Raw genomic sequence first — 23,391 nt, 5'->3', positions numbered from 1 at the left:
CTCAATCCTTCCTTTCGGATGACGGGCTATGCGGGGCTGTAAATATGCCCACAGCATAGTTGGCCGCATCTTCAAACAGGTTAAAAACCCTGTCACACCCCATATCCGCGAGCATCCTGCCATGTGTTCTGTCACGAACAACCCCGGCAATCTTTCCAGAAAACCCGGATGCACGAATAGCATGCATGAGCCCGGTATTGGCTTCCACCAGTGGTAACGTCGTCACCACCCAACGCGCTTTCGAAAGCGGCAATCCATCGACAAACGTGTCGTCCTCGCCGTCTCCAAACTGTACCGGTAGATTGTCTTTCCTAAGATGTTTGACTGTTTCCGGGTCAAAATCAATGCCCAGAACCGGCATACCGTTTTTATGCAGCTCTGCCAGAAGCCGCCTGCCATACCGACCCAGCCCGAAAATCACCACTTCAGGGCGTTCGTCGATCACCACCTGTTGCTCCACCGCGATTTCGCGAAACGGGCGCTTGCGCTCGAACACTGATAACAGCGGAGAGATCCGGCTAAACAAGGGATGCGAATACAAAATCATATAGGTCGAAAGCGTGATCGTTACGAGGCCCACCAGCGTCGTCAACCCCAGCGCCTCAATTCCGACATGGCCAAGTGTGATCCCCATCGCAACGAAAACGATGGAGAATTCACTGATCTGCGCCACCGTCAAACCGGCCAGAAACCCGGTACGCTTGCGATATCCCATATATCCCATGATCGTCATAACAATCAACGGATTGCCGATCAGGACAAAAAGCGACAGCACAATCGCCGGAACCACTTCATCGCCCAACGTGGAAAAATCCAGCTTTGATCCCAGATCAATAAAGAAAAACAGCAAGAGAAAATCGCGAATACCCGTCAATCGTGCATTGATTGCTTCGCGATAGCCCGTCGACGCCAGAGAGAATCCCGCCAGAAACGCCCCCGCCTCATGGCTGAATCCAGCCCACTCGCCAAACGCCGCCAATGCCGTTCCCCATGCAATCGCAAAAATCAGTAGCAATTCGCTTGATTGCGCCATCATCGCAATGACGCGCGGCAGGATATAGCGCATGGCAACAAACAAAAGCACACCCGCCGCCGCGATCCTCCCGACAAGCGATGCTATCACATTGATCACTGCCGCATCTTCGGCTCCACGCATGGCACTCATGGCCATCATCGCGATCACCACAGCCACATCCTGGACAATCAGAAACCCGATTGCGATGCGGCCATGCAAAGTATCGATCTCACGTTTGTCCGCCAGAAGTTTGACGATGATGATGGTGCTTGAAAATGTCAGGGCGACGGCAACATAAAGCGCCTCCATCATACCCTTGCCCAGCAACATAACGATGCCAAACCCGATGATGATGGTAAAGGCAAGCTGCCCCAACCCGGTCGCCAGTGCCACCGGCCCGATATGGCGCACGTGGCTGATATCGAGCTTGAGCCCGACCACAAACAGTAAAACTGCCACACCGACCTTGGCCAGCAATTCAATCGGCTCATGCGCAGTGACAAGGCCCAGAAAAGCTGGTCCCACCACCACGCCGACCACGATATAGGCAATCAGAGCCGGCTGGCGCAGCTTGACAAACAGCCCGCCAATCACCGCACAGATCAGCAACAAAAGTGATATTTCGGCAAAGGAGGTCTCAGGCATTCAGGCAACCTGTTTTTGCTTCGATGTGCAATTTACTATGCCAAACCTGCCCGAAAAAGAACAGGCGCGACCAATGGCGCGCCTGTGATCCCGGTTACAAGCTTCGGTTTGGAACATCTCCAGATTGTGCTGAACGGTCCCCCGAAGGGTAACCGGCCCAGGCCTTAAATGCCAAACTCGGCAAAGAAGTCATTGCCCTTGTCATCGATCACGATGAAGGCCGGAAAATCTTCGACCTCGATCTTCCAGACGGCTTCCATGCCCAGTTCCGGATATTCAAGAACTTCGACCTTCTTGATGCAATCCTGCGCAAGGCGTGCAGCCGGACCACCGATGGATCCCAGATAGAAACCACCGTGGTTTTTGCAGGCATCCTTGACCTGTTTCGAACGGTTGCCTTTGGCAAGCATGACGAACGAACCGCCTGCAGCCTGGAACTGTTCGACATAGGCATCCATGCGCCCCGCCGTGGTCGGGCCGAACGAACCGGACGGCATGCCTTCCGGGGTTTTGGCCGGTCCTGCGTAATAGACCGGATGGTTTTTCATGTAGTCGGGCATGCCTTCACCGGCATCAAGGCGTTCCTTGATCTTGGCATGCGCGATATCGCGCGCCACGATCACGGTCCCGGTCAGTGCCAGACGCGTCTTGACCGCATATTGCGAAAGCTGCTTGCGGATTTCATCCATCGGACGGTTCAGGTCAACCTTGACCACATTGTCATCCAGATGCTCGTCCGACACTTCCGGAAGGTATTTTGCCGGGTTGTGTTCAAGGTCCTCGATGAAAATGCCGTCCTTGGTGATCTTGCCCAGAACCTGACGGTCGGCAGAGCACGAAACGCCGATGGCAACCGGGCAGCTTGCCCCGTGACGCGGCAGGCGGACAACACGCACGTCGTGGCAGAAATACTTGCCGCCAAACTGTGCGCCAATACCCATTTCGCGCGTCATTTCTAGGACCTTCTGTTCCCATTCAAGATCGCGATAGGCCTGACCATGCACCCCGCCTTCAGTCGGCAGGTTATCGTAATAACGTGCGGATGCCATTTTAACGGTCTTAAGCGCCGCCTCGGCCGACGTCCCGCCAATCACGATGGCAAGGTGATAGGGTGGGCAGGCCGACGTGCCCAGCGTTCTGATTTTTTCATCCAGAAACTTGCGCAGGCTTTCCGGGTTCAGAAGCGCCTTGGTCTGCTGATATAAAAACGTCTTGTTGGCCGAACCGCCGCCCTTTGCCATGAACATGAATTTGTATTCATCGCCCGGTGTCGCATACAGATCGATCTGAGCCGGAAGGTTCGAACCGGTGTTCTTTTCTTCGAACATATTGACCGGCGACACCTGCGAATAACGCAGGTTATGTTCCTGATAGGCGCGCCAGATACCCTTCGACAGCGCCTCTTCATCGGCACCATTGGTGATGACCTTGCCGCCGCGCTTGCCCATGACAATTGCCGTACCGGTATCCTGACACATTGGCAAAACGCCGCCCGATGCGATATTGGCGTTTTTCAGCAAATCCATCGCGACGAATTTGTCGTTCGGCGTTGCTTCCGGATCATCAAGGATTTTGCGCAACTGTTCGAGGTGGCCCGGGCGCAGCAAATGCGAACAATCAAAAAACGCCTGAAGGGTCAGCTTTTCAATCGCCTCGGGTTCGACTTTCAAAAACGTCTCGCCATTGACTTCAACGGTCGAAACGCCTTCATCGCCGATTTTGCGGTAAGGGGTCGTGTCCTTGCCCTGCTCGAACATGGGTTTATAGACAAAATCACTCATGGGAAGGTTCTCGTCTCTCTCAAAAACAAGGTGGGTTTGTTTTAATTTGTGCCGTTCTTAACGCCAAACGCGGCAAATTTCCACGATACATTAGATGAACAGGCAATTGCCGATCCGCGGGGAAAGAATCGGTACATGCGGAAAAGAAAAAGGGCGAGCCAAATGCCCGCCCTTCTGGAATTCATTTTTTACGAAACGCATCAAGAGCAATGACTTCGCCGCTTTCACCCTGTTCAGCCGGCTTTTTCTTTTTGCGTTTGGCCGGTTCGGTCACCAGTTGCGGGGTGGTATCCTCGTCACCATCAACCAGATCGGCATCAAGGTCATCATCTTCGTCGTAATCGAAATCTGCATCGTCCATTTCTTCTTCGACGCTGAAGGTCAGCATGAAGTTGGCGGACGGGTCGACAAAGGCCAGCATGGCATCAAACGGAACAACCACCGTGGTTGGCATGCCATCAAAGCTCATACCGACTGAAAAATGATCGTCTTCCGCTTTCAGGTCCCAGAACCGGTGCTGCAATACAACGGTGATGTTATCCGGGTGTGCTTTCCGCTGTCCTTCAGGCAAAGCAACGCCGGGATGGTTGGTCTGGAACGTGATGTAATAGTGATGCTCGCCGAAAAGGCCTTCTTCGGCCACGCGCGAAAGGATCTGCTTCACCACGCCGCGCAGCGCCTGATCGACCATAAGGTCGTAACGGAATTCTTCCGGTTCCTGCATCGATAATCCTGTGTCTGGCGGGTTCCCTGACGTTTTCAGGGCATGCCCGTCATTTATATATGGCACCTGATCGCGTCATTTGCAGATGACGCAATTGAATTGCTTCTATTCATAACGGAGAGGGGGAAAAATACAAGAGCGGGGCGTTCTGTTGCTAGGTGCCCCATCCCCCACCAGACTACCGCTCCCGGCAATCGGAATTTCGCTTTGGTGCTAGTACCGCTTAGGCGGCAACAGCAACCGGAGCATTGTTGTCGTTTGCGTTTACAAACATTAGCCCGATAACGGTGGTACCATGCCGAGCGCCAACAGAGGCTTTTACTACACACGTCGATCCTATTTCGGCCCCAACATCTTCGCCTGAGTCGGACGAAGTCAGATAGATGAAAGTTGGTGGAGCCGCCGGGTACCGCCCCCGGGTCCGTAATGTCTATTCTGCCAAGTCGTGTAACGCCATAGTCGGGTTGCCCCGACAGCCCCTATATAGGGCAAACGGGTCTGCTTTCGCAAGGGAATTGGCAAAAACTTTCACCAGTTCGACCTTTAAGCCGACAAAGCCAACGAACGCCTCCCTGCCACATAGCACCCAAGTCCTGATACCGTCATCGGGCGACTTGCCGCCCCATGCATTGCCAACTATGCTGCCCCAAACACGATTCCGAACAACAGGATGCGGCATGCAGCAATATCTCGATCTGATGCGTTTGGTGCGCGATACCGGCGCGCACAAGGAAGATCGCACCGGCACTGGCACGGTATCGGTCTTTGGTCACCAGATGCGGTTTGACCTGTCAAAGGGCTTTCCGATGGTCACCACCAAAAAGCTGCATCTGAAATCGATCATTCATGAATTGCTGTGGTTCCTGGCCGGTGACACCAATGTCAAATATCTTCAAGAAAATGGTGTACGCATCTGGAACGAATGGGCCGATGAAAACGGCGAACTTGGCCCGGTTTACGGTGGCCAGTGGCGGTCATGGCGCGGGGCAAACGGCGAAACCATCGACCAGATCACCGGCCTGATCGAGCAGATCAAAACCAATCCCGACAGCCGCCGCCTGATCGTTTCGGCATGGAATGTCGCCGATGTGCCGAGCATGGCGCTGCCGCCATGCCACTGCCTGTTCCAGTTTTATGTCGCGGATGGCAAACTGTCCTGCCAGCTTTATCAGCGCAGTGCCGATATCTTTCTGGGCGTGCCGTTCAATATCGCGTCCTATGCATTGCTGACCATGATGGTCGCGCAGGTTTGCGACCTTGGCGTGGGTGACTTCATCCATACACTTGGGGACGCACATCTTTACACCAACCATCTTGAACAGGTCGAATTGCAGCTATCGCGCGAACCGCGTCCGCTTCCGGAAATGAAAATCAATCCGGCAGTCAAATCGATCTTTGATTTCAAATATGACGATTTCGAACTGACCGGCTATGACCCGCATCCGCATATCGCGGGCAAGGTGGCCGTCTGATGCCCGCCAACAATAACGACCGGATCGAACGGGTTGCCGTGGTTGCCGCCGCCCAAAACGGCGCGATTGGCAAGGATGGCTGGATGCCCTGGCACCTGCCCGAAGATCTTAAACGGTTCAAGGCGCTCACCCTTGGCAAGCCGATGATCATGGGCCGTGTGACGTTCGAGGCAATTGGCAAACCGCTTCCCAAGCGTACCACCATTGTGGTGACGCGCGATACCGACTGGACGTTTGATCATGAAAATGTCCGGGTCTGCCATGACATCGAAAGTGCAATCAAACTGGCCGATCAGATCGCTGCACAGGATGATGTTAACGAGGTCATCATTGCCGGCGGGGCGCAGATTTACAAACTCGCCCTGCCTTACACTACGCGGTACGAACTAACCGAAGTCCATGATGATATTGACGGGGACGCCTTTCTTGCCCCACTGCCCGCCGATAAATGGCAGGAAACCGGACGCACCACCATCAACAATCCCGATGGACCGGATTACAGCTTTGTCACGTTAAATCGCGTCCGGGTCACTGGCTGATCGGATACGTTTCCGCAACCAAACAAAACAATTCCTGTTTTCGCATTTCAATTCTAAAGTTTTTTATCGGCAGGGCATCAAACCGCCTGTCCGATAAAACCAAGAATGAAAGAGGACAGGTAAACATGTTTGAAGAATTCAAGAAGTTTGCCCTGCGCGGCAATGTTGTCGATCTGGCAATCGGTGTGATCATCGGAGCGGCATTCGGGCGGATCGTCACATCGCTTGTCGGGGACGTCATCATGCCGGTGATCGGTTATGTTTTTGGCGGGCTCGATTTTTCCAACTATTTCATTGCCCTGTCGGACGCAGTGACGGCAACAAACTACATTGATGCCAAGGCACAGGGTGCCGTGATCGGCTATGGCGCGTTTATCACCATCGCGCTTAACTTCGCTATTATTGCCTGGGTGTTGTTCCTTGTCGTCAAGGCGATCAACAGGGCCAAGAAAAAAGAAGACGAAAAAGTTGGGGAAGCACCGCCGCCCGCAACGCCCGAGGATGTTGCCCTTCTGCGTGAAATCCGCGACCTTCTGGCAGTGCGCAAGGAACAATAGCTCCATTGGTGTTCACATATCGGGGATGCGTGTAATATTGGCTGATTACTGACATTCTCAGTTGATATCTCGCGCCTCCCCTTATATTTAGGTATAAGTTTCAGAACATTCATTCCAGTTACTGGAACAAGGAAGGATTGCCGATGGCCCGCCCCCGTGCGTTTGACGAAGAAAGCGTTCTTGATAACGCCATGAACATCTTCTGGAACAAGGGTTTCGAGGCAACCTCGGTGCAGGACCTTGTCGACGAAACCGGCCTTAACCGTGCCAGCATGTATTCGAGCTTCGGCGATAAAAAAGCCCTCTTCCTGCGTGTTCTTGATCATTACAGCCAGAAAATCAGTACCACCCGATTTGCCAAGCTGCGCGAAATGGCCGATGGCCGCGAGGCGATCATTGCGACCTTTCACGATGCCTGTCGCCTCGGGTGCGGCGAAGGCCGCCACAAGGGTTGCCTGATCGTCAATTCCGGCATGGAACTGGCCCCGCACGATCCCGAAACCGCCGCAATTGCGCAGGCGTCATTCCGCCGGGTTGAAGATATGTTTGCCCGCGCACTTCACCGCGGTGTTGAACAGGGCACCATCGGCAAGGATAAAAATATCCGCTCCTTCTCGCGATTTCTGGCGGGCTCTATTCAGGGCGTGCATCTGATGGCCCGCCGTGGTGCGGACAAGGATACACTTGACGATTACGTCAATACCATCCTGTCCACGCTCGACTGATCCCCGATCTCGGCAAAATATCACCCTGCTCCCAACGGGTGAATTCACATTCACCCGTTTTGCGTGTATATCCATCGCGGGTCACGGAACCATACACGGGGATTGCATGGACCAAGACACAAAATTCTGGGACAAGGCAGCAGCGAAATATGCCCGAAAGCCCGTTAGAAACCAGACGGCTTATGCCGAAACCCTGGATCGTACCCGTCATTACCTGACTCCGGATCAAAATGTTCTTGAAATCGGATGTGGTACCGGCTCGACAGCTCTGTTGCTTGCCCCGTCGGTCGGACATCTTACCGCAACCGACCTTTCCCCTGCCATGATCGCCATTGCGCAGGACAAGCTCGCCGATGGGAACCATCCGAATGTTCACTTTCAGGCGGCCCGCCTGTCCGATGGCAATCTTGCCGATCAGGTATTTGATGCGATTCTGGCGTTTAATGTCCTGCATCTTGTCCGAGATATTCCCGCTGAAATCCGCACAATTCATCGCTTGCTTAAACCCGGCGGGCTGTTCATTTCAAAAACCGGCTGTATTGGTGAAGCGGGTCGCTTGCTTGCCATTTTGATTGCCGTCATGCGCAAGCTTGGCTTTGCGCCATTTGTCAATTCCCTACGCTATGGCGAGCTTGACACCATGATTGCCTGCGAGGGCTTCGAAATCATCGAAACCGGCCTTTATCCTCCGTCCGACCATGCCCGGTTTGTCGTTGCCCGCAAACTTTGATCGCCGACCAGCCTTCATCACAGTTCAGTGATAGGACGATTTGTTGATTGTTGTTCCGGAATGATCGTTCCATATTTATTCTCATTCAGTCAGATAACAGTCACGAGGAACGAAATGTCCGCGATTACGCCCCTGATGCCGCGCCAGAAAGTCCCGTCCCTGTCGGTTCCCCTCATCGGCGGCGGCACATGGTCGCTTGCCGATCAGACGCCGGAAAACTTCACCATGGTCGTGTTCTATCGCGGCCTGCATTGCCCGATTTGTGGCAAATACCTCAAAGACCTTGATAACAAGCTGGCCGACTTCGCCAAACGAGGTGTCAATGTGATTGTCCTGTCATCGGATATACAGGACCGCGCCGAAACGGCCAGGGAAAAATGGGCCCTTGAAAACCTTGATCTCGGTTATGGCCTCAGCCTCGAAAAAGCCCGCGAATGGGGCCTGTATATTTCGTCAAGCAACGGCGTGACCTCGTCCGGGTTCGAAGAACCGGCCCTGTTTTCCGAACCGGGCCTGTTCCTTGTCCGGCCCGATGGCACGCTTTATTTTGGCACCGTTCAAACCATGCCGTTCGCCCGCCCGGCCTTTGCCGAAATCCTTGGCGGGCTTGATTTCGTCATTGCCAAAAATTATCCGGCTCGCGGCGAAGTCATTGACCATACCGATCCCTGATCACTGCGCGGCGACATTTTGAATCGGAAGATCGCGGGAATTTTGACGGTCAAATGGTGCCAGCGATCATCCTATTACGGGTCGCTGTCATCATCCTTGTTGCGCCTTGGACGCAACACAATCCAGGCCGCCACCAGCGTCAGGACCGCCATGCCAAACCATGTGATGGCATACATCAGATGATTGTTGGGGAAACTGATCCGCGTCAGGCCTCCAACCGGCAGTTTCCCGGGGTTGCTGGTGTCGTCCGCATCAATGAAATAGGGCGCAACATCATAGGGGTTCAGCCCGCGTTTTGCCGCCATCGCGCGAACATCGCGTGAATACCAGCGGTCTTCGCCCGGCACGTTATCACGAATAAAGGTTCCGCCCGGCTCGTCCATCCGCAAAAGACCGGTTACGCGTGCCTCACCGTCAATCATGCTGTCAGCGCGCGTATCAGGTTCCCGGCGATCTGTCGGGACAAAACCGCGATTGATCATGATGATGGTGCCATCCACCCGTTCGAACGGCGTGATCACCCAGTATCCTGCGCCATAATCCGTGGCGGCATAAACGTGACTTTCCAGATCATTCCGATACTTTCCCAGCAATGTGACCTTGCGGTATTCGTCGCGTTCGCGGGTGACATTTTCCCAATCCGCCCGGTCCGGTGCGGTTAACGGGTCGCCATGAACGCGGGCATCCACCCGTTCAATCAGATCAAGCTTCCACGCCCGGCGTTCCACCTGCCAGACACCAAGGGCCGAGAACCCCGAAAACAGGATTGCTGCCAGAATGCAAACCACGATGTGGGTTCTGATCGGCGGGTTTTTACCGGTGGACATATCCGTATCAGCCATAATCTTCATGACCTTCAAAACATCATCGGAACAAAAAAGGGCGCGATACCGGTGAAAGTATCGCGCCCCCGATTACATCTGCAAAACCTAGCCGAAGCTTCGGATCATTTCATGATCCATCTGCGGCATCATATTGGTATTCAGGTGATACATCACCCACAGCGAACCGGCGATGGCAATCGCCACGATCACAAGGGTAAAGATCAGCGCCAGCATGTTCCAGCCGCCTTCGGACTTGGTGTTCATGTGCAGGAAGCAGACCATATGGACGACAATCTGCACGACACCAAGGCCCATGATCCAGGCCGCGGTCGCAACTTTGCTGTCAAGAACCCCGTGCATCACCAGCCAGAACGGGATGGCGGTCAGGATTACCGACAGGATGAAACCGATCAGATAGCTGTTGAAGGTGCCGTGGCTGGCACCGTCAGCATGATCGTGACCGTGATGGTCATCATGTGCATGAGAATGCGTGCTCATCCCAGAACTCCCAACAGGTAAACAACGGAAAAGACGCCGATCCAGATCACGTCAAGGAAATGCCAGAACAGCGAAAGGCACATCAGGCGACGCTTGTTTTCGACGATCAAACCACGCTTGCCAACCTGAACCATCAGGGTGACCAGCCAGAAGATGCCAAACGTCACGTGAAGCCCGTGCGTCGCAACCAGCGTATAGAACGACGACAGGAATCCGCTGCGCATCGGGGTGGCACCGATACTCCACAGGTGATGGAACTCATAAAGTTCCAACCCGACGAAGGCGACACCGAACAGGCCGGTAATTGCCAGCCACATCTGGGTTCCCTTGATGCTGCCCTTTTCCATCGCCAGCATGGCAAAGCCATAGGTGATCGATGAAAACAGCAGCATGGAGGTGTTGATCGCCACCAGTTCCAGATCGAACAGATCCACCGGGGCCGGCCCGGCCGCATAATTGCGGCCGAGAACGCCATGGGTTGCAAACAGGATCGCAAAGATGAGGCAGTCGCTCATCAGATAGAGCCAGAAGCCAAGCATCGTCCCGTTCTGGGGATGATGCTCTTCCTTCAGGTAAAAGACCGGCGCTTCGGTCTGAGAGGCAGTTGTATTCGCCATTGTCATTCCCTTACGCCTGCTGCTTTGCCAAAAGGGCGGTACGTTCGTCTTCGGTTGCAACAACTTCGCTGGCCGGGATGTGGTAATCACGGTTGTAGTTGAAGGTGTGCGCAATCGCGGTGCCGATCAGGGCGATAAAGCTGACGGCGACAAGCCACCAGATATGCCAGATCAGCCCGAAACCAAGGACAAGCGACATAGCCGCAAGGATCGCACCGGCACCGGTGTTTTTCGGCATGTGAATGTCGAGGAACCCGGAAGTCGGACGGACATAGCCGCGTTTCTTCATATCAGCCCAGGCATCAAGATCGTGAACGACCGGGGTGAAGGCAAAGTTGTAGGCCGGGGGCGGCGACGAGGTCGACCATTCCAGCGTACGGCCATCCCACGGATCGCCCGTTTCATCTCGCAGTTCTTCGCGCTTGATGAAGGACACGACCAGCGACATCAGGAACGATGCAATACCGATCGCAATCAGAACCGCGCCAAAGGCGGCAATGATGAACCAGATTTGCAGCGAACCGTCATCGAAATGGCTCATGCGGCGGGTAACCCCCATCAGGCCCAGAACATAAAGCGGCATGAAGGCGAAATAGAACCCGACCAGCCAGAACCAGAAGGACATTTTGCCCCAGAACGGATCAAGTTTGTAACCGAACGCCTTAGGGAACCAGTAAACGATACCGGCAAACATCCCGAACACCACGCCACCGATGATGACATTGTGGAAATGCGCAATCAGGAACAGGCTGTTATGCAGCACGAAGTCCGCAGGCGGAACCGCTAGCATCACACCGGTCATGCCACCGATCACAAAGGTCAGCATAAAGCCCATCGTCCACAGCATCGGAACGTCAAAGCTGATACGGCCCTTATACATGGTGAACAGCCAGTTGAAGATCTTCGCCCCCGTCGGGATCGAGATGATCATCGTCGTGATGCCAAAGAAGGCGTTCACACTGGCACCCGACCCCATGGTGAAGAAGTGATGCAACCAGACCAGATAGGACAGGATCGTGATCACGATGGTCGCGTAAACCATCGAGCTGTAACCAAACAGGCGTTTGCGGCAGAAGGTCGAAACCACTTCCGAAAATACACCGAATGCCGGCAGGATCAGGATGTAAACTTCCGGGTGACCCCAGATCCAGATCAGGTTGATATACATCATGGCGTTGCCGCCAAGATCGTTGGTGAAGAAGTTCATGTCGGCATAACGGTCAAGCGACAGCAAAACCAGAACCGCAGTCAGAACAGGGAAGGCCGCAACGATCAGGATGTTGGTGCAAAGCGAGGTCCAGGTGAAGACCGGCATTTTCATCATAGACATGCCCGGTGCGCGCATCTTGACGATGGTCACAATCAGGTTCACACCCGACAACAATGTGCCGACACCCGCAATCTGCAAGGCCCAGATATAGTAATCAACCCCAACCCCCGGACTGTAAACAATGTCCGAAAGCGGCGGATAGGCCAGCCAGCCGGTTTTGGCAAACTCGCCAACAAACAGCGAGATCATCACCGTGATCGCACCGGCCGTCGTCATCCAGAAGCTGAAATTGTTCAGGAACGGGAAAGCAACGTCGCGCGCGCCAATCTGAAGCGGCACGACGAAGTTCATAAGCCCCGTCACCAGCGGCATCGCCACAAAGAAGATCATGATCACGCCGTGGGCGGTAAAGATCTGGTCGTAGTGATCAGGCGGCAAATACCCTGCAACATCGCCAAAGGCAATCGCCTGCTGGGCACGCATCATGATCGCATCGGCAAAGCCACGCAGAAGCATGATCAGCGCCAGAATGATATACATGATACCGATCTTCTTATGATCGATAGACGTGATCCACTCGTGCCAGAGATATCCCCAAAGCTTGAAATAGGTCAGCGCGCCGACAACGACGAGACCACCCAGAACAACCGCCACGAATGTCACAGCCAGGATCGGCTCGTGGAACATCGGGAAGGAGTCGAGTGAAAGCCGGCCAAATATAAAATGCAAAAGGTCCGGATTTGAAAACATCGGATTACTCTTCTTTTCGATGCGATAACGCACCGGCAAGGCCGGTGCGCAAACCGCGAAGGGCCGGTCGATTTACATCAACCGGCACTGCTTCAGAACCCTGTCGACACGCTGGCAGGAACGGGGCTGAACCGGCTGTCTTCCATTCCGTTGTCAAACAGCGGGATCGAAGAAATTTCCTGGCTCAGACCGCCTGTCGGCGTCGTGCAAAGCGTTGCCACAAAGGATTTGGTCGACGGCAAAGGCTGGCTGCCACGTTCACGCGGGGCATCGTATGTCAACGACATAACGTTGTAGATACCCGCAAGACCGCCACCGCCCTTTTCGTCGATATGCATCATTTCGTTCATGCACATTTTCGACTGGTCGACGCACATATTCAGGATTGCCTGATACAGCTCCGGATCGACATCGCCGAAGTAATGAACCGGTTCCGCAATGCTCGGCTTTTCGAGTTCCAGATATTCCGAACGGCCAAGAGTGCGGCTGTCGGATTTGACCTTGGCAACCCAGTCGTCAAAGTCTGCGTCGCTCAGCCCGTGGAACTTGAAGCGCATATGCGAGAAACCCTCGCCGCTATAGTTCGCCGAAAATCCGTCATAAACGCCTTCTTCGTTGATCACGGCATGGAGCTTGGTTTCCATCCCGGCCATCGAATAAATCATTCCGGCCAGTGCCGGAATATAGAAGGAGTTCATGATCCCCGAAGAGGTGATTTTGAACTGGATCGGGGTGTCGATGGGTGCCGCCAGCTCGTTGATGGTCGCAATGCCCTGTTCGGGATACAGGAACAGCCATTTCCAATCGAGGGAAACGACTTCTACCACCATCGGCTTGTGATCTTTTTCCAGCGGACGTTCCGCATCAATACGATCAAGCGGGCGGTATGGGTCCAGGGTGTGCGTACTGACCCAGGTGATCGCACCCAGCGCGATAATGATCGCAAGCGGGGCAGACCAGATGACAATTTCCAGCTTGGTGGAATGGTGCCATTCGGGATCGTACTCGGCATCCTTGTTCGATTGACGGTATTTCCAGGCAAAGAACACAGTCAGCGCCATCACCGGAAGGATGATGATCAGCATCAGGATCGTGGAAACAACGATGAGGTCGGCTTGCTGTGACGCAATATCGCCAGACGGATCCATCACGACCAGATTACATCCGGTCAGTAACGTGAACACAGAAGCAATTGCGACGCCGCGTGCAAGTTTTGAAAGCATGCGCTTGATACTTTGTCAGTCTCTGGAAGATGTTCTCACAAACAACCATATGCTTGCGAGCCGCATAACCAGCCCACCGGACCGGCACGCGTCGTACCCCAACCGTAGCGGCATATAGGAATTAAAATTCCAAACTTCCACGGAAGAGACACAAATTCGGCGAACTTTTTTCATAAATTCACCGGCAGGAAATTTCGCTCACTTGCTATAGCTGCGCCGCAACAATGTCAAGTAAGCCGCCATGCATGGGCCTATGTTTATGACAATTATCAAAAACTTGTAAACCATGCGTTGTGCAACGCAACACAATAATTGACACTGACGTTTGCAATTCACATGTCTATAATTAGACTCGATCCAATCAAGATGGCCAATCAAGACGGGTCCAATGAGAAGCAATGAAGTCAGATAATTAGGGAGACAGGCGTGACCCAATCCACTCATACCTTAGCGACCTCCACCTCCTCGGGTCTGGAACGCGACGCACGCCAACATTCGGCTGGCACAGTCAACGATCCCGGCCAGATCGCCCTTGGGGTGATTATCGGCCGGTCGTCGGAATTTTTCGATTTCTTCGTTTATTGCATCGCATCGGTGCTGGTGTTCCCTCAACTTCTGTTCCCTGGCGAAAGCGCAATCGTCGGTACCATCCATTCCTTCTTTATATTCTCGCTGGCTTTCATCGCCCGCCCGATCGGATCCCTCGTCTTCATGACGGTCGACCGTCGTTATGGCCGCGGCACAAAGCTGACGGTCGCAATGTTCCTGCTGGGCGGTTCAACCGCCGCGATGGCCTTTTTGCCAAGCTTTGACAGCGCGGGCATGTTTGCGATCTATCTGCTGTGCGTGCTTCGCTTTACGCAGGGACTGGCACTTGGCGGTGCATGGGATGGTCTTGCCTCCCTGCTTGCGCTCAATGCGCCCGACAACCGCAAGGGCTGGTATGCCATGATGCCCCAGCTTGGCGCACCGCTTGGCTTCATTCTGGCATCGTCGCTGTTTGCCTATCTGATCCTCACACTCAGTGCCGAAGACTTCCTCGCATTCGGCTGGCGTTATGCCTTCTTCGTTGCCTTTGCGATCAACGTGGTGGCGCTGTTTGCCCGTCTGCGTCTGGTGGCAACGTCGGAATTCGGAAGCCTGCTTGAAAAGAACGAACTGCAGGCCGTCCGTGTCCGCGACACCATCCGCCATCACGGTCGCACCGTGCTTCTTGGTGCGCTCGTACCGCTGGTCAGCTACGCGCTGTTCCATCTGGTCACTGTCTTCGCACTAAGCTGGGTCGTACTTTATACCCCGGCCAATCCGGGACAGTTCCTGTTGACCCAGGGTGTCGGTGCGGTGCTGTGCGCACTTGGCATTATCGCATCTGGCTTCATCGCCGATCAGATCGGCCGTCGTCGCCTGCTGGGGTATTCGGCAGCCATCATTGCGGCCGGTGCCCTTTTGACCCCGCTTCTTTACGCCTACAACATCATCAATGAAGGCATGATCGTTCTGGGCGGTTTTGCAGTTCTGGGTCTGTGCTTTGGTCAGGCGGCCGGCACCTTGGCATCGAACTTCAAACGCGAATTCCGCTATACCGGTTCGGCTCTGACATCGGACCTTGCATGGCTGCTCGGTGCCGGCTTCGCCCCGTTGATCGCCCTTCTGCTCTGCGTGGCTTATGGCCCGATTGGCGTTGGGGCGTATCTGCTATCGGGGGCGGCGGTTACCCTGCTCGTCCTGCATTTCAACAAGCAGTTCGGACAGAAAAACACCGACTGATTGATCTTTCCGGATTTCAGATAAAACACCCCCGGCAGTCACGCGCCGGGGGTGTTTTGTTCGACGGCTTGCAATCCCTTCCGTCCGGTGGTCCAATTTCATTGCCCCCAACAACATGACAGGGATTTTGAAATGGACGCCACCATTACCTTGATCAGTGTTTTCGCGATCTTCATCCCCGCCCTGATGCTGCCCGGCCCGGATTTTGTCGCTGTTGTCAGGTCATCCATGACGCGCGGCGCAAAGGCCGGACTGAAAACGACACTCGGCGTTTCCGTCGGCCTCGGCCTTTACGCAACGCTTAGCCTTCTGGGCCTTTCGACTCTTCTGGTCGAATATCAATGGCTGACCTGGACCGTTCGGGTACTGGGCGGATGCTATCTGATTTATCTCGGCATAAAGCTGATCCGCGCCCGGCCAAAGACGGATGATTTTGCCATTGCTTCTGACAACGCAGGCACGAAACAGCTTGGCAAGCCGGTCCTTTTTGGCTTTCTGGTTACCATGACCAACCCCAAGGCCATCGTCCTGTTCGCCAGCGTCTTTGCTACCGCCGTCACCGCTCAAACGCCCGGCTGGCTGATGGTTTTGATGATCGGGCTTGTCATCCTAAGCGCACTGATCTGGTATACGATCATCAGCCTGTTCATGTCCTCTGCCCCGGTCATGAAACGCTTTACCCATGCCCAACACTGGATCGAACGTGTCGCCGGTGTCTGTTTCATTGCCATTGGCGGCCGCATTCTGGCCGATGCCCGCAATCCGGTTTCGCCCTGATGGTCATTAACTTGGCCGTCAGGCAATAACACCGATGCCCCCTGTTTTCAAAGCGGGGGGTCTTAGGCCTCGTGATTGGCAGATACCGCGGGATTTTTCCCCGTCGGTCTTTCGACCCCGACGATCCCCGGCATGCAATCGCGCATGACATCAAGGAACTTTCGCAGGCGCGCAGGGTAATAGGTCGCATAGGGATAAACCAGATAAACCGGAAGCGCATTGGCCTGCCATTCCGGGAACAGATTGACCAGACGACCGGACCGGATATCGTCTTGCACAATCCAGCTGGAAACAATGGCAGCCCCGACACCATTCAGCGCACCGCCGCGCACGGCAAAAAGGCTGCTTGAAATCAGGCGTGGTGAAATCGGGAACCGGCAGGTTTTTGCCGTTTGCCCATGATGCAGGGCAACTTCATGCCGATAAAATGTATCAAGCGAAATCCATGGCAGTGCTGCCATATCGGCAACATCGGACATGTCGGGATGGTTCTGCAAAAGATCGGGGGACGCGACAACAATCCGCGGAATTTCTACCAGCAGAACGCAAACATGCGATGGCTCGGTAACACCCCCGACGTGAATGGCGCAATCAAGATTGTCGGAAATGAAATCAGGCGGCTGATCGTTCAGAACCCAGTTTACATTGATCTGTGGATACTTTTTCAGAAATGCCGATAACGGCCCAATCAACTGATCCTGCCCGAAGGCATGCGGTGCCTTGACCCTAAGGGTGCCAAACGGTTCGGCAGAGGCGCCTTTGATATCCTCCTCAAGAGATGACCATGCCTCGATCACGGCCTTGGCGCGGGTGTAACACCGTTCCCCGTCATCGGTCAGCTTGATTGCATGCGTGCTGCGCAAAAGCAGTTCGACCCCAAGCAAGCTTTCAAGCGACCGCAAACGTCGGCTGATGGTCGGCTGGCTCGTGCCAAGTTGCAGGGCCGCCGCCGAAAGGTTGCCGCTTTCGACGATGCGCACAAATGTCCGCATCAGGGATATACGATCAATGATCGCCATACTCATACCATCATACGTTAAACGTATAACAGTTTTACCCGACAGCCATCTACCACGCCAGAATGAAATCGATAGTTTTGCCCCATCAATTCTTGCAAACATTCTGGATTACGGCGATGACAGCTCTTCAATCTGTTCGTGCAACCGGCGCGGATGCTTATAAGACGACCGACTCAGCAGAACCCTCACGGTTGCTGGTTCTGTGCCTTGCCATCGGGGCCGGTTCTGCAGTTGCATCAATCTATTATGCCCAACCGGTTCTCAATCTGATTGGTGGGGAACTTGGCATCGGTGCAGGCTCAACCGGGTTGATCCCGACCCTTACCCAAATCGGCTATGCGCTTGGCATTCTGTTTTTGCTGCCGCTTGGCGACCGGTTTGATCGCAGGTTGCTGATCGTGATCAAAAGCCTGGCTCTGGCACTGGTTCTTGGCGTTTCAAGTTTCTCGCAAAACCTTGATCAACTTCTGATCACAAGCCTTCTGATCGGCATACTGGCAACGATTGCGCAGGATATCGTGCCTGCTGCGGCGATTTTGTCCCCCGAAAAAAGCCACGGTAAAACCATCGGCACTGTGATGACCGGCCTTTTGACCGGTATCCTGCTTTCGCGGACGGTAAGCGGGGTGATCGGGGAATATTTCGGATGGCGTGTTGTCATGCAACTTGCCGCGGTTGAAATCCTGATTGTCGGTCTGATGCTACGTAAAATGCTGCCCCGCTTTACCACACATTCCGATCTGGGTTATTTCGCATTGCTGAAATCGCTGATGCATCTTTGGGCTCAGCACCCAACATTGCGCCGTGCAGCCATTGCTCAGGCTCTTCTTGCCGTTGCCTTCAGCGCATTCTGGTCGACACTGGCCCTGATCCTTGCGGATAGATACGGGTATGGCAGCGATGTAGCCGGTGCATTTGGCCTGCTGGGAGCTGCCGGGGCGCTGATGGCCCGCTATGCCGGGGCACTCTCAGACAAACATGGGCCGCACTTTGTTACCCGGATTGGTGCGGCACTGGTGGTTGTCTTCTTTGCCCTGATGGGGACGGTTTCGGTCCTGCCGATCACGGGTCAACTGGTGGTACTGGCGATTGCTACGATCGGATTTGATCTTGGTTTCCAGACGTCGCTGGTTGCCCATCAGTCGCTTGTCTATCGCATAGCACCCGAAGCCCGAAGTCGCCTGAATGCCATCTTGTTTTCGGTTATTTTTATCGGCATGGCCGCAGGATCAACCATTGGCACCCAATTTCTAAGCTTCTTCGGGTTCTATGGTGTGGTCGGATTGTGTGTCCTTGCCGGAAGCGCAAGCCTTTTGATCCGTCTTTATGACGGCCGTGCCCGGTAAATTTCGGCCCCTCAAACAAAGGTCCCGCCGCAATCGCGACGGGACCTTTTCATTCAATCCATTCGCTTGTCCGGATTTAACTGTAATTCGACGGGAACAGCGCACGTTTGGCAATGTCATCCATTTCCGATTTGAAAGCATGGTCGCTGCCGACCTTGCGCGCGCGTTCCACCGCCGGGCGGGCACAAATCCCCTGATACCATTTTTTCAGGTTAGGATAGGGGTCAAGCGGTGCATCATTTTTCATGACGAATGCCGCGCGCTCGATCCAGCCCCAAAGCGACATATCGACAATGGTAAAGCTGTCACCGACGACAAATTCGCGATGGGCCAAGTGATCGTCCATCACCCTGTAATGGCGTTCGATTTCCTTGCGATACCGGTTTACACCGTAATCGTTGCCCGCCGGTGCCACATGCTGAAAATGCACCGCCTGCCCGGAAAACGGGCCAAGGCCCGATGCAATGAACATCAACCAGGACAGCAATTCACCGCGATCTTCCACCGTACCAAGGAACTTGCCGGTCTTTTCTGCCAGATAAAGCAGGATGGCGTTTGAATCAAAAACCCGGATTTCCTTGCCGCCCGCCCCGTCCGTATCAACAATCGCCGGAACCTTGCCATTCGGGTTGATCGCAAGGAATTCCGGGCTGTGCTGTTCGCCCTTTTTGGTGTCGACCGGCACGATTTCATAAGGCAGACCGGCTTCCTCAAGGAAAAGCGAAATCTTGGCCGGGTTCGGGGTCGGGTGGAAGTAAAAGCGGATCATCGGGGTCTCCTGATTAAGGGGGCGAAACCGTATTTTTCGCCTGCCCTTGAATTATGGAACGATCAGTTTAAATTGACGGATCAGGAACGTGTTGGCAAGGTCATAGTTTGAGATGAGCCACACATCATGAAAGTCAAAGGAGGCTTCGCCCCATGATCGATCTGTATTACTGGCCGACCCCGAACGGCCACAAAATTACGCTTTTCCTTGAAGAAGCCGGACTTGAATACAAAATCCATCCGGTCAATATCGGTGCCGGGGATCAGTTCAAACCGGAATTCCTCGCCTTTTCGCCCAATAACCGCATGCCCGCGATCATCGATCAGACCCCGGCAGATGGCGGCGATCCGATTACGGTTTTTGAATCCGGTGCGATCCTGCAATATCTGGCGGAAAAAACCGGCAAGTTCCTGCCAACCGATGTTCGCGGCAAAAAGACCGTGATGGAATGGCTGTTCTGGCAGATGGGCGGACTTGGCCCGATGGCAGGCCAGAACCATCATTTCAGCGGCTATGCCCCGGAAAAAATCCCCTACGCCATCACACGTTATGTCAACGAAACCAACCGCCTTTACGGTGTGCTGAACAAGCGCCTTGAGGGTCGCACCTTTATCGCCGGTGACGATTATTCGATTGCCGATATGGCCTGCTATCCGTGGATCGTCAGCCATGAAAAACAGCAGCAGGACCTCAACGACTTCCCGAACCTCAAACGCTGGTTTGAAAACATCAAAGCCCGTCCGGCAACCATAGCGGCTTATAAGGCCGGCGAAGGACTTCGCAAGGAAGACGGACTGAGTGAAGAGGACAAGAAAGTCCTGTTTGGCCAAACGGCAAAAACCACCAAAAACAACTGATCCCCAAACATCAGCAATCGGCATCCCCCGTCAGTCAAATGGCGGGGGATCAAGGGGTGATCGCGAATTCGACATAATTGACTTACAGTCAAAAACAACTTTAAACTGATCCACAAATCATTGAAAACGTAAGCGTTCACGTTAGCCAACGCACTATCCGACCAATTGGGCCGGAGGGTGCGGTTATAACTCTCTGTCCGATGGCACGAACAAACATTGATGGAGGGTTCATGCTTCCCCGCCTTTGTCTGCTGGTTTCCTGTCTTGCACTGATTGCGTCATGCGCAGCCCCCCCGGATTCACCACGCTTTGAGCCTTCCGCGGATCTGCCGCCCTTTGATCAGGGCAGTTTTGCGGATTATGTGCGCGAAAACCGCGCATGGATTTCCAAATACCGCGCCTTCATTAGCGACGACCACGATCTTGAAATCGATATGAATGCGCCCTTTGAAATGCGTCCGGAAACCGCGCCCAAACGCGGCATTCTGTTTGTGCACGGGCTTGGTTCCAGCCCGTGGTATCTCAGCGATATCGCAACAGCCATGGCAAAGGACGGATGGCTTGTCCGGTCAATCCTGTTGCCCGGCCACGGGACGAAATCCGCCGATCTGATGTTGCCGAATATCGAGGATTGGGAAAAGGCCATTGCCCATCACGCAGCATTGCTGAAAAACGAGGTTGATGACGTTTGGCTGGGCGGGTTTTCAACCGGCGGAAATCTGGTAACCAGCTATGCTGCGCATGATCCCGACGTGAACGGTCTTTTGCTGTTTTCGCCCGGGTTTTATCCGTCAAACGGGTATCTATTTCTCGCCCCGGCAATTTCATGTCTGTGGGACTGGGTTGATATCGATACTGAAGACAATATTCCCAATTACCAATCCCTGCCCTCGCACGGTGCCAGCCTTTATTACCAGACCGTCCGAAAGGTACAGGGCGATCTGACCCGTGCCGATTTTGATCGCCCCGTTCTGATCACCATGAGCCAGCATGACAGCGTCCTTGACGCCACCGCCACACTTGATGCCTTCCAACGGCGTTTCACCAATCCAGAGTCGCACTTTGTCTGGTACGGCGAAACGCCGTCAAACCTTGATGATCCCCGTGTCACCATACTTTCCAGCAATCTGCTCGATGACCGGATCAGCACCTTTTCACATATGAATGTGCTGTTTGCGCCCGATAATCCCTATTACGGGCGAGGGGGCAGTCACATCATGTTTGAAAACGGTCAGGAAGGCATCCCCGTGCCCGAAGATACCGAAACGCTCTGGTTTGGCGCATGGGGGCAGATGATACCGGGAAAATATCACGCCCGGCTGACATGGAACCCGTATTTCAATGCCCTTCTTGCCGATATCCGCACGGTTACCGGCCAGCCATGATTGTTTTTGTCATGCCCGGTTATTACGGGCATGACGATGACACCTGCCCGGCATTGATCCCCGCGAAACGTTTTCATTATTGCCCTGTCCCATAAAACCCGATAAATGTTACGTTATAACATAACATTTAAAAGGGGCCGCCATGCAATGCCTTCCCGTTACGGTTCTGTCCGGGTTTCTCGGTGCGGGCAAAACCACCCTGCTTAATCATGTGCTGAACAATCGCGACGGGCTTAAGGTCGCCGTGATCGTTAATGACATGAGCGAGGTCAATATCGATGCCGACCTGATCCGCAATAGTGGGGCGGAACTTTCAACACTTGATGAAAAGCTGGTCGAAATGACCAATGGCTGCATCTGCTGCACACTGCGCGATGATCTTCTGGTCGAAGTTCGTCGTCTGGCCGAAGAAGGCCGGTTTGATTATCTGCTGATCGAATCAACCGGCATATCCGAACCCCTTCCGGTTGCCGCGACATTTGATTTCCGCGATGAAAATGGCCAGTCGCTGGGCGATATTGCCCGGCTTGATGCCATGGTAACCGTCGTCGATGCCGCGCGCATGATCGCCGATTACAGCAGCACCGATTTCCTTAATGACCGGGGCGAAAGCCTTGGCGACGATGATGACCGCAGCATCGTCGATCTTCTGGTTGATCAGATCGAATTTGCCGATGTGATTGTACTCAACAAGATCGACCTGATTGGCACCGATGAACGCAAAACGGTGCTGGGCATCATCCGTGCACTGAATGCCGATGCCAAAATCATTGAAACCGATCATGGCCGGATTGATCTGCGTGAAATCCTCAATACCGGGCTGTTTGATTTCGACCGCGCACAGGATCATCCGCTATGGGCCAAGGAACTATACGGCTTTGCCGATCATGTGCCCGAAACCGAAGAATACGGCATCAAAAGCTTTACCTTCCGCACGCCTTTGCCGTTTCACCCCAAACGGTTTTACGATTTCATCCATTCCGAATGGCCGGGCATCGTGCGCGCCAAGGGGCATTTCTGGATCGCCACCCGCCCGAACTGGGTTGGCGAAATCAGTCAGGCCGGAGCCGCGGTAAAGCACGAGGCCCTTGGCACATGGTGGTGTGCTGTGCCGCGTGATCGTTGGCCCGATAACAATGAATGGCGGGATCGGGTGCTGTCGAACTGGGACCCGGCCTTTGGCGACCGTCGGCAGGAAATCGTCTTTATCGGCCTTTCCGATCAGATGAACGAAGCAACCCTTCGCACCCGCCTTGCCGCCTGCCTGATTGACGAGGACGCGGCATTGGAGGGCGGAAGGTTTGAACCCGCCCGCTATCAATCCCTGCCCGATCCGTTCCCGGTCTGGGGCAGAAAAGCAGCAGCCTGATAAAAAACCGCCAGCCTTTTACAAGGCTGGCGGCAAAAGCACTGGGTCCGGATCAGGCCC

The 23,391-nt window shown here is 54.3% G+C and carries 22 protein-coding genes and 1 other RNA gene; 12 read left to right on the top strand and 11 right to left on the bottom strand.

The genetic code is table 11. The features are described from left to right. Nucleotide 1: 1 nt before the first annotated feature. From LG297_RS05400 to ssrA, 4 genes are all read right to left on the bottom strand, one after another. A complete protein-coding gene (locus LG297_RS05400; protein WP_404425894.1) occupies nucleotides 2–1,660 on the bottom strand; it encodes a cation:proton antiporter in 1,659 nt (552 codons plus the stop codon). 164 nt (nucleotides 1,661–1,824) lie between these two features. Then, complete coding sequence (locus tag LG297_RS05395; protein WP_404425892.1) at nucleotides 1,825–3,441, bottom strand: fumarate hydratase; 1,617 nt, start codon at nucleotides 3,439–3,441, stop codon at nucleotides 1,825–1,827. 181 nt (nucleotides 3,442–3,622) lie between these two features. Beyond that, nucleotides 3,623–4,165, bottom strand: a complete 543-nt coding sequence (locus LG297_RS05390; protein WP_404425890.1) for an SspB family protein — start codon at nucleotides 4,163–4,165, stop codon at nucleotides 3,623–3,625. A 137-nt stretch (nucleotides 4,166–4,302) separates the two neighbouring features. Next, nucleotides 4,303–4,679: a transfer-messenger RNA gene (ssrA, locus tag LG297_RS05385) on the bottom strand. A gap of 163 nt (nucleotides 4,680–4,842) precedes the next feature. On the opposite strand from ssrA, the gene LG297_RS05380 reads away from it, so the two are divergent. From LG297_RS05380 to LG297_RS05355, 6 genes are all read left to right on the top strand, one after another. After that, nucleotides 4,843–5,637: a thymidylate synthase gene (locus LG297_RS05380; RefSeq protein WP_404425888.1), complete on the top strand. Its 795-nt coding sequence runs from the start codon at nucleotides 4,843–4,845 to the stop codon at nucleotides 5,635–5,637. Then, nucleotides 5,637–6,176 (top strand): dihydrofolate reductase, encoded by a 540-nt coding sequence (locus tag LG297_RS05375; protein ID WP_404425886.1) that lies wholly within the window; start codon nucleotides 5,637–5,639, stop codon nucleotides 6,174–6,176. Before LG297_RS05380 ends, LG297_RS05375 begins: the two co-directional genes overlap by 1 nt. Nucleotides 6,177–6,301: 125 nt before the next feature. Continuing rightward, a complete protein-coding gene (gene mscL, locus LG297_RS05370; RefSeq protein ID WP_404425884.1) occupies nucleotides 6,302–6,733 on the top strand; it encodes a large conductance mechanosensitive channel protein MscL in 432 nt (143 codons plus the stop codon). A 143-nt stretch (nucleotides 6,734–6,876) separates the two neighbouring features. Next, a complete protein-coding gene (locus LG297_RS05365) occupies nucleotides 6,877–7,458 on the top strand; it encodes a TetR/AcrR family transcriptional regulator (RefSeq protein WP_404425882.1) in 582 nt (193 codons plus the stop codon). A 106-nt stretch (nucleotides 7,459–7,564) separates the two neighbouring features. After that, the gene (locus LG297_RS05360; RefSeq protein ID WP_404425880.1) at nucleotides 7,565–8,188 is read left to right on the top strand and encodes a class I SAM-dependent methyltransferase; all 624 of its coding nucleotides are present in this window, start codon (nucleotides 7,565–7,567) and stop codon (nucleotides 8,186–8,188) included. Between the two features lie 114 nt (nucleotides 8,189–8,302). After that, complete coding sequence (locus LG297_RS05355; protein WP_404425878.1) at nucleotides 8,303–8,860, top strand: peroxiredoxin-like family protein; 558 nt, start codon at nucleotides 8,303–8,305, stop codon at nucleotides 8,858–8,860. A 74-nt stretch (nucleotides 8,861–8,934) separates the two neighbouring features. On the opposite strand, the gene LG297_RS05350 is transcribed toward LG297_RS05355, so the two are convergent. From LG297_RS05350 to cyoA, 5 genes are all read right to left on the bottom strand, one after another. Next, on the bottom strand, nucleotides 8,935–9,702 hold the full coding sequence (locus LG297_RS05350; RefSeq protein WP_404425876.1) for an SURF1 family protein: 768 nt from the start codon (nucleotides 9,700–9,702) through the stop codon (nucleotides 8,935–8,937). Between the two features lie 87 nt (nucleotides 9,703–9,789). Next, nucleotides 9,790–10,182 carry a cytochrome o ubiquinol oxidase subunit IV gene (locus LG297_RS05345; RefSeq protein ID WP_404425874.1) on the bottom strand — a complete coding sequence of 131 codons (393 nt, stop codon included), beginning with the start codon at nucleotides 10,180–10,182 and terminating at the stop codon, nucleotides 9,790–9,792. Beyond that, complete coding sequence (cyoC, locus tag LG297_RS05340) at nucleotides 10,179–10,799, bottom strand: cytochrome o ubiquinol oxidase subunit III (protein WP_404425872.1); 621 nt, start codon at nucleotides 10,797–10,799, stop codon at nucleotides 10,179–10,181. The genes LG297_RS05345 and cyoC overlap by 4 nt, the downstream gene beginning before the upstream one ends. A 10-nt stretch (nucleotides 10,800–10,809) precedes the next feature. After that, complete coding sequence (cyoB, locus tag LG297_RS05335) at nucleotides 10,810–12,819, bottom strand: cytochrome o ubiquinol oxidase subunit I (protein ID WP_404425870.1); 2,010 nt, start codon at nucleotides 12,817–12,819, stop codon at nucleotides 10,810–10,812. Nucleotides 12,820–12,911: 92 nt separating this feature from the next. Further along, nucleotides 12,912–14,042, bottom strand: coding sequence for a ubiquinol oxidase subunit II (gene cyoA / locus LG297_RS05330; protein ID WP_404425868.1), 1,131 nt, complete (start codon nucleotides 14,040–14,042; stop codon nucleotides 12,912–12,914). Between the two features lie 426 nt (nucleotides 14,043–14,468). Here cyoA and LG297_RS05325 point away from each other — a divergent pair, with 426 nt between their 5' ends. Beyond that, nucleotides 14,469–15,809 carry an MFS transporter gene (locus tag LG297_RS05325; RefSeq protein ID WP_404425866.1) on the top strand — a complete coding sequence of 447 codons (1,341 nt, stop codon included), beginning with the start codon at nucleotides 14,469–14,471 and terminating at the stop codon, nucleotides 15,807–15,809. A 132-nt stretch (nucleotides 15,810–15,941) separates the two neighbouring features. Then, nucleotides 15,942–16,586 carry a LysE family translocator gene (locus LG297_RS05320; RefSeq protein WP_404425864.1) on the top strand — a complete coding sequence of 215 codons (645 nt, stop codon included), beginning with the start codon at nucleotides 15,942–15,944 and terminating at the stop codon, nucleotides 16,584–16,586. Nucleotides 16,587–16,648: 62 nt separating this feature from the next. Here LG297_RS05320 and LG297_RS05315 read toward each other — a convergent pair whose 3' ends face one another. Beyond that, on the bottom strand, nucleotides 16,649–17,605 hold the full coding sequence (locus tag LG297_RS05315) for a LysR family transcriptional regulator (RefSeq protein ID WP_404425862.1): 957 nt from the start codon (nucleotides 17,603–17,605) through the stop codon (nucleotides 16,649–16,651). Nucleotides 17,606–17,721: 116 nt separating this feature from the next. On the opposite strand from LG297_RS05315, the gene LG297_RS05310 reads away from it, so the two are divergent. Beyond that, the gene (locus tag LG297_RS05310) at nucleotides 17,722–18,951 is read left to right on the top strand and encodes an MFS transporter (RefSeq protein ID WP_404425860.1); all 1,230 of its coding nucleotides are present in this window, start codon (nucleotides 17,722–17,724) and stop codon (nucleotides 18,949–18,951) included. A gap of 76 nt (nucleotides 18,952–19,027) precedes the next feature. Here LG297_RS05310 and LG297_RS05305 read toward each other — a convergent pair whose 3' ends face one another. Continuing rightward, entirely contained in the window at nucleotides 19,028–19,720 is a 693-nt protein-coding gene (locus tag LG297_RS05305) for a glutathione S-transferase family protein (protein ID WP_404425858.1), read from the bottom strand. A gap of 152 nt (nucleotides 19,721–19,872) precedes the next feature. Between LG297_RS05305 and LG297_RS05300 the strand changes: the two genes are divergently transcribed. The 3 genes from LG297_RS05300 (at nucleotide 19,873) to zigA (ending at nucleotide 23,331) form a co-directional block, all read left to right on the top strand. Further along, nucleotides 19,873–20,577: a glutathione binding-like protein gene (locus LG297_RS05300; RefSeq protein ID WP_404425856.1), complete on the top strand. Its 705-nt coding sequence runs from the start codon at nucleotides 19,873–19,875 to the stop codon at nucleotides 20,575–20,577. 230 nt (nucleotides 20,578–20,807) lie between these two features. After that, nucleotides 20,808–21,962, top strand: a complete 1,155-nt coding sequence (locus tag LG297_RS05295) for an alpha/beta hydrolase (protein WP_404425854.1) — start codon at nucleotides 20,808–20,810, stop codon at nucleotides 21,960–21,962. A gap of 142 nt (nucleotides 21,963–22,104) precedes the next feature. Further along, the gene (gene zigA / locus LG297_RS05290; protein WP_404425852.1) at nucleotides 22,105–23,331 is read left to right on the top strand and encodes a zinc metallochaperone GTPase ZigA; all 1,227 of its coding nucleotides are present in this window, start codon (nucleotides 22,105–22,107) and stop codon (nucleotides 23,329–23,331) included. Nucleotides 23,332–23,391: the final 60 nt, after the last annotated feature.

This window comes from Thalassospira australica (assembly GCF_044790785.1).
Taxonomy (GTDB): domain Bacteria; phylum Pseudomonadota; class Alphaproteobacteria; order Rhodospirillales; family Thalassospiraceae; genus Thalassospira; species Thalassospira australica_A.
The sequence above is the reverse complement of the archived record's forward strand: the minus strand, read 5'-3'. Positions and strand labels throughout refer to the sequence as shown.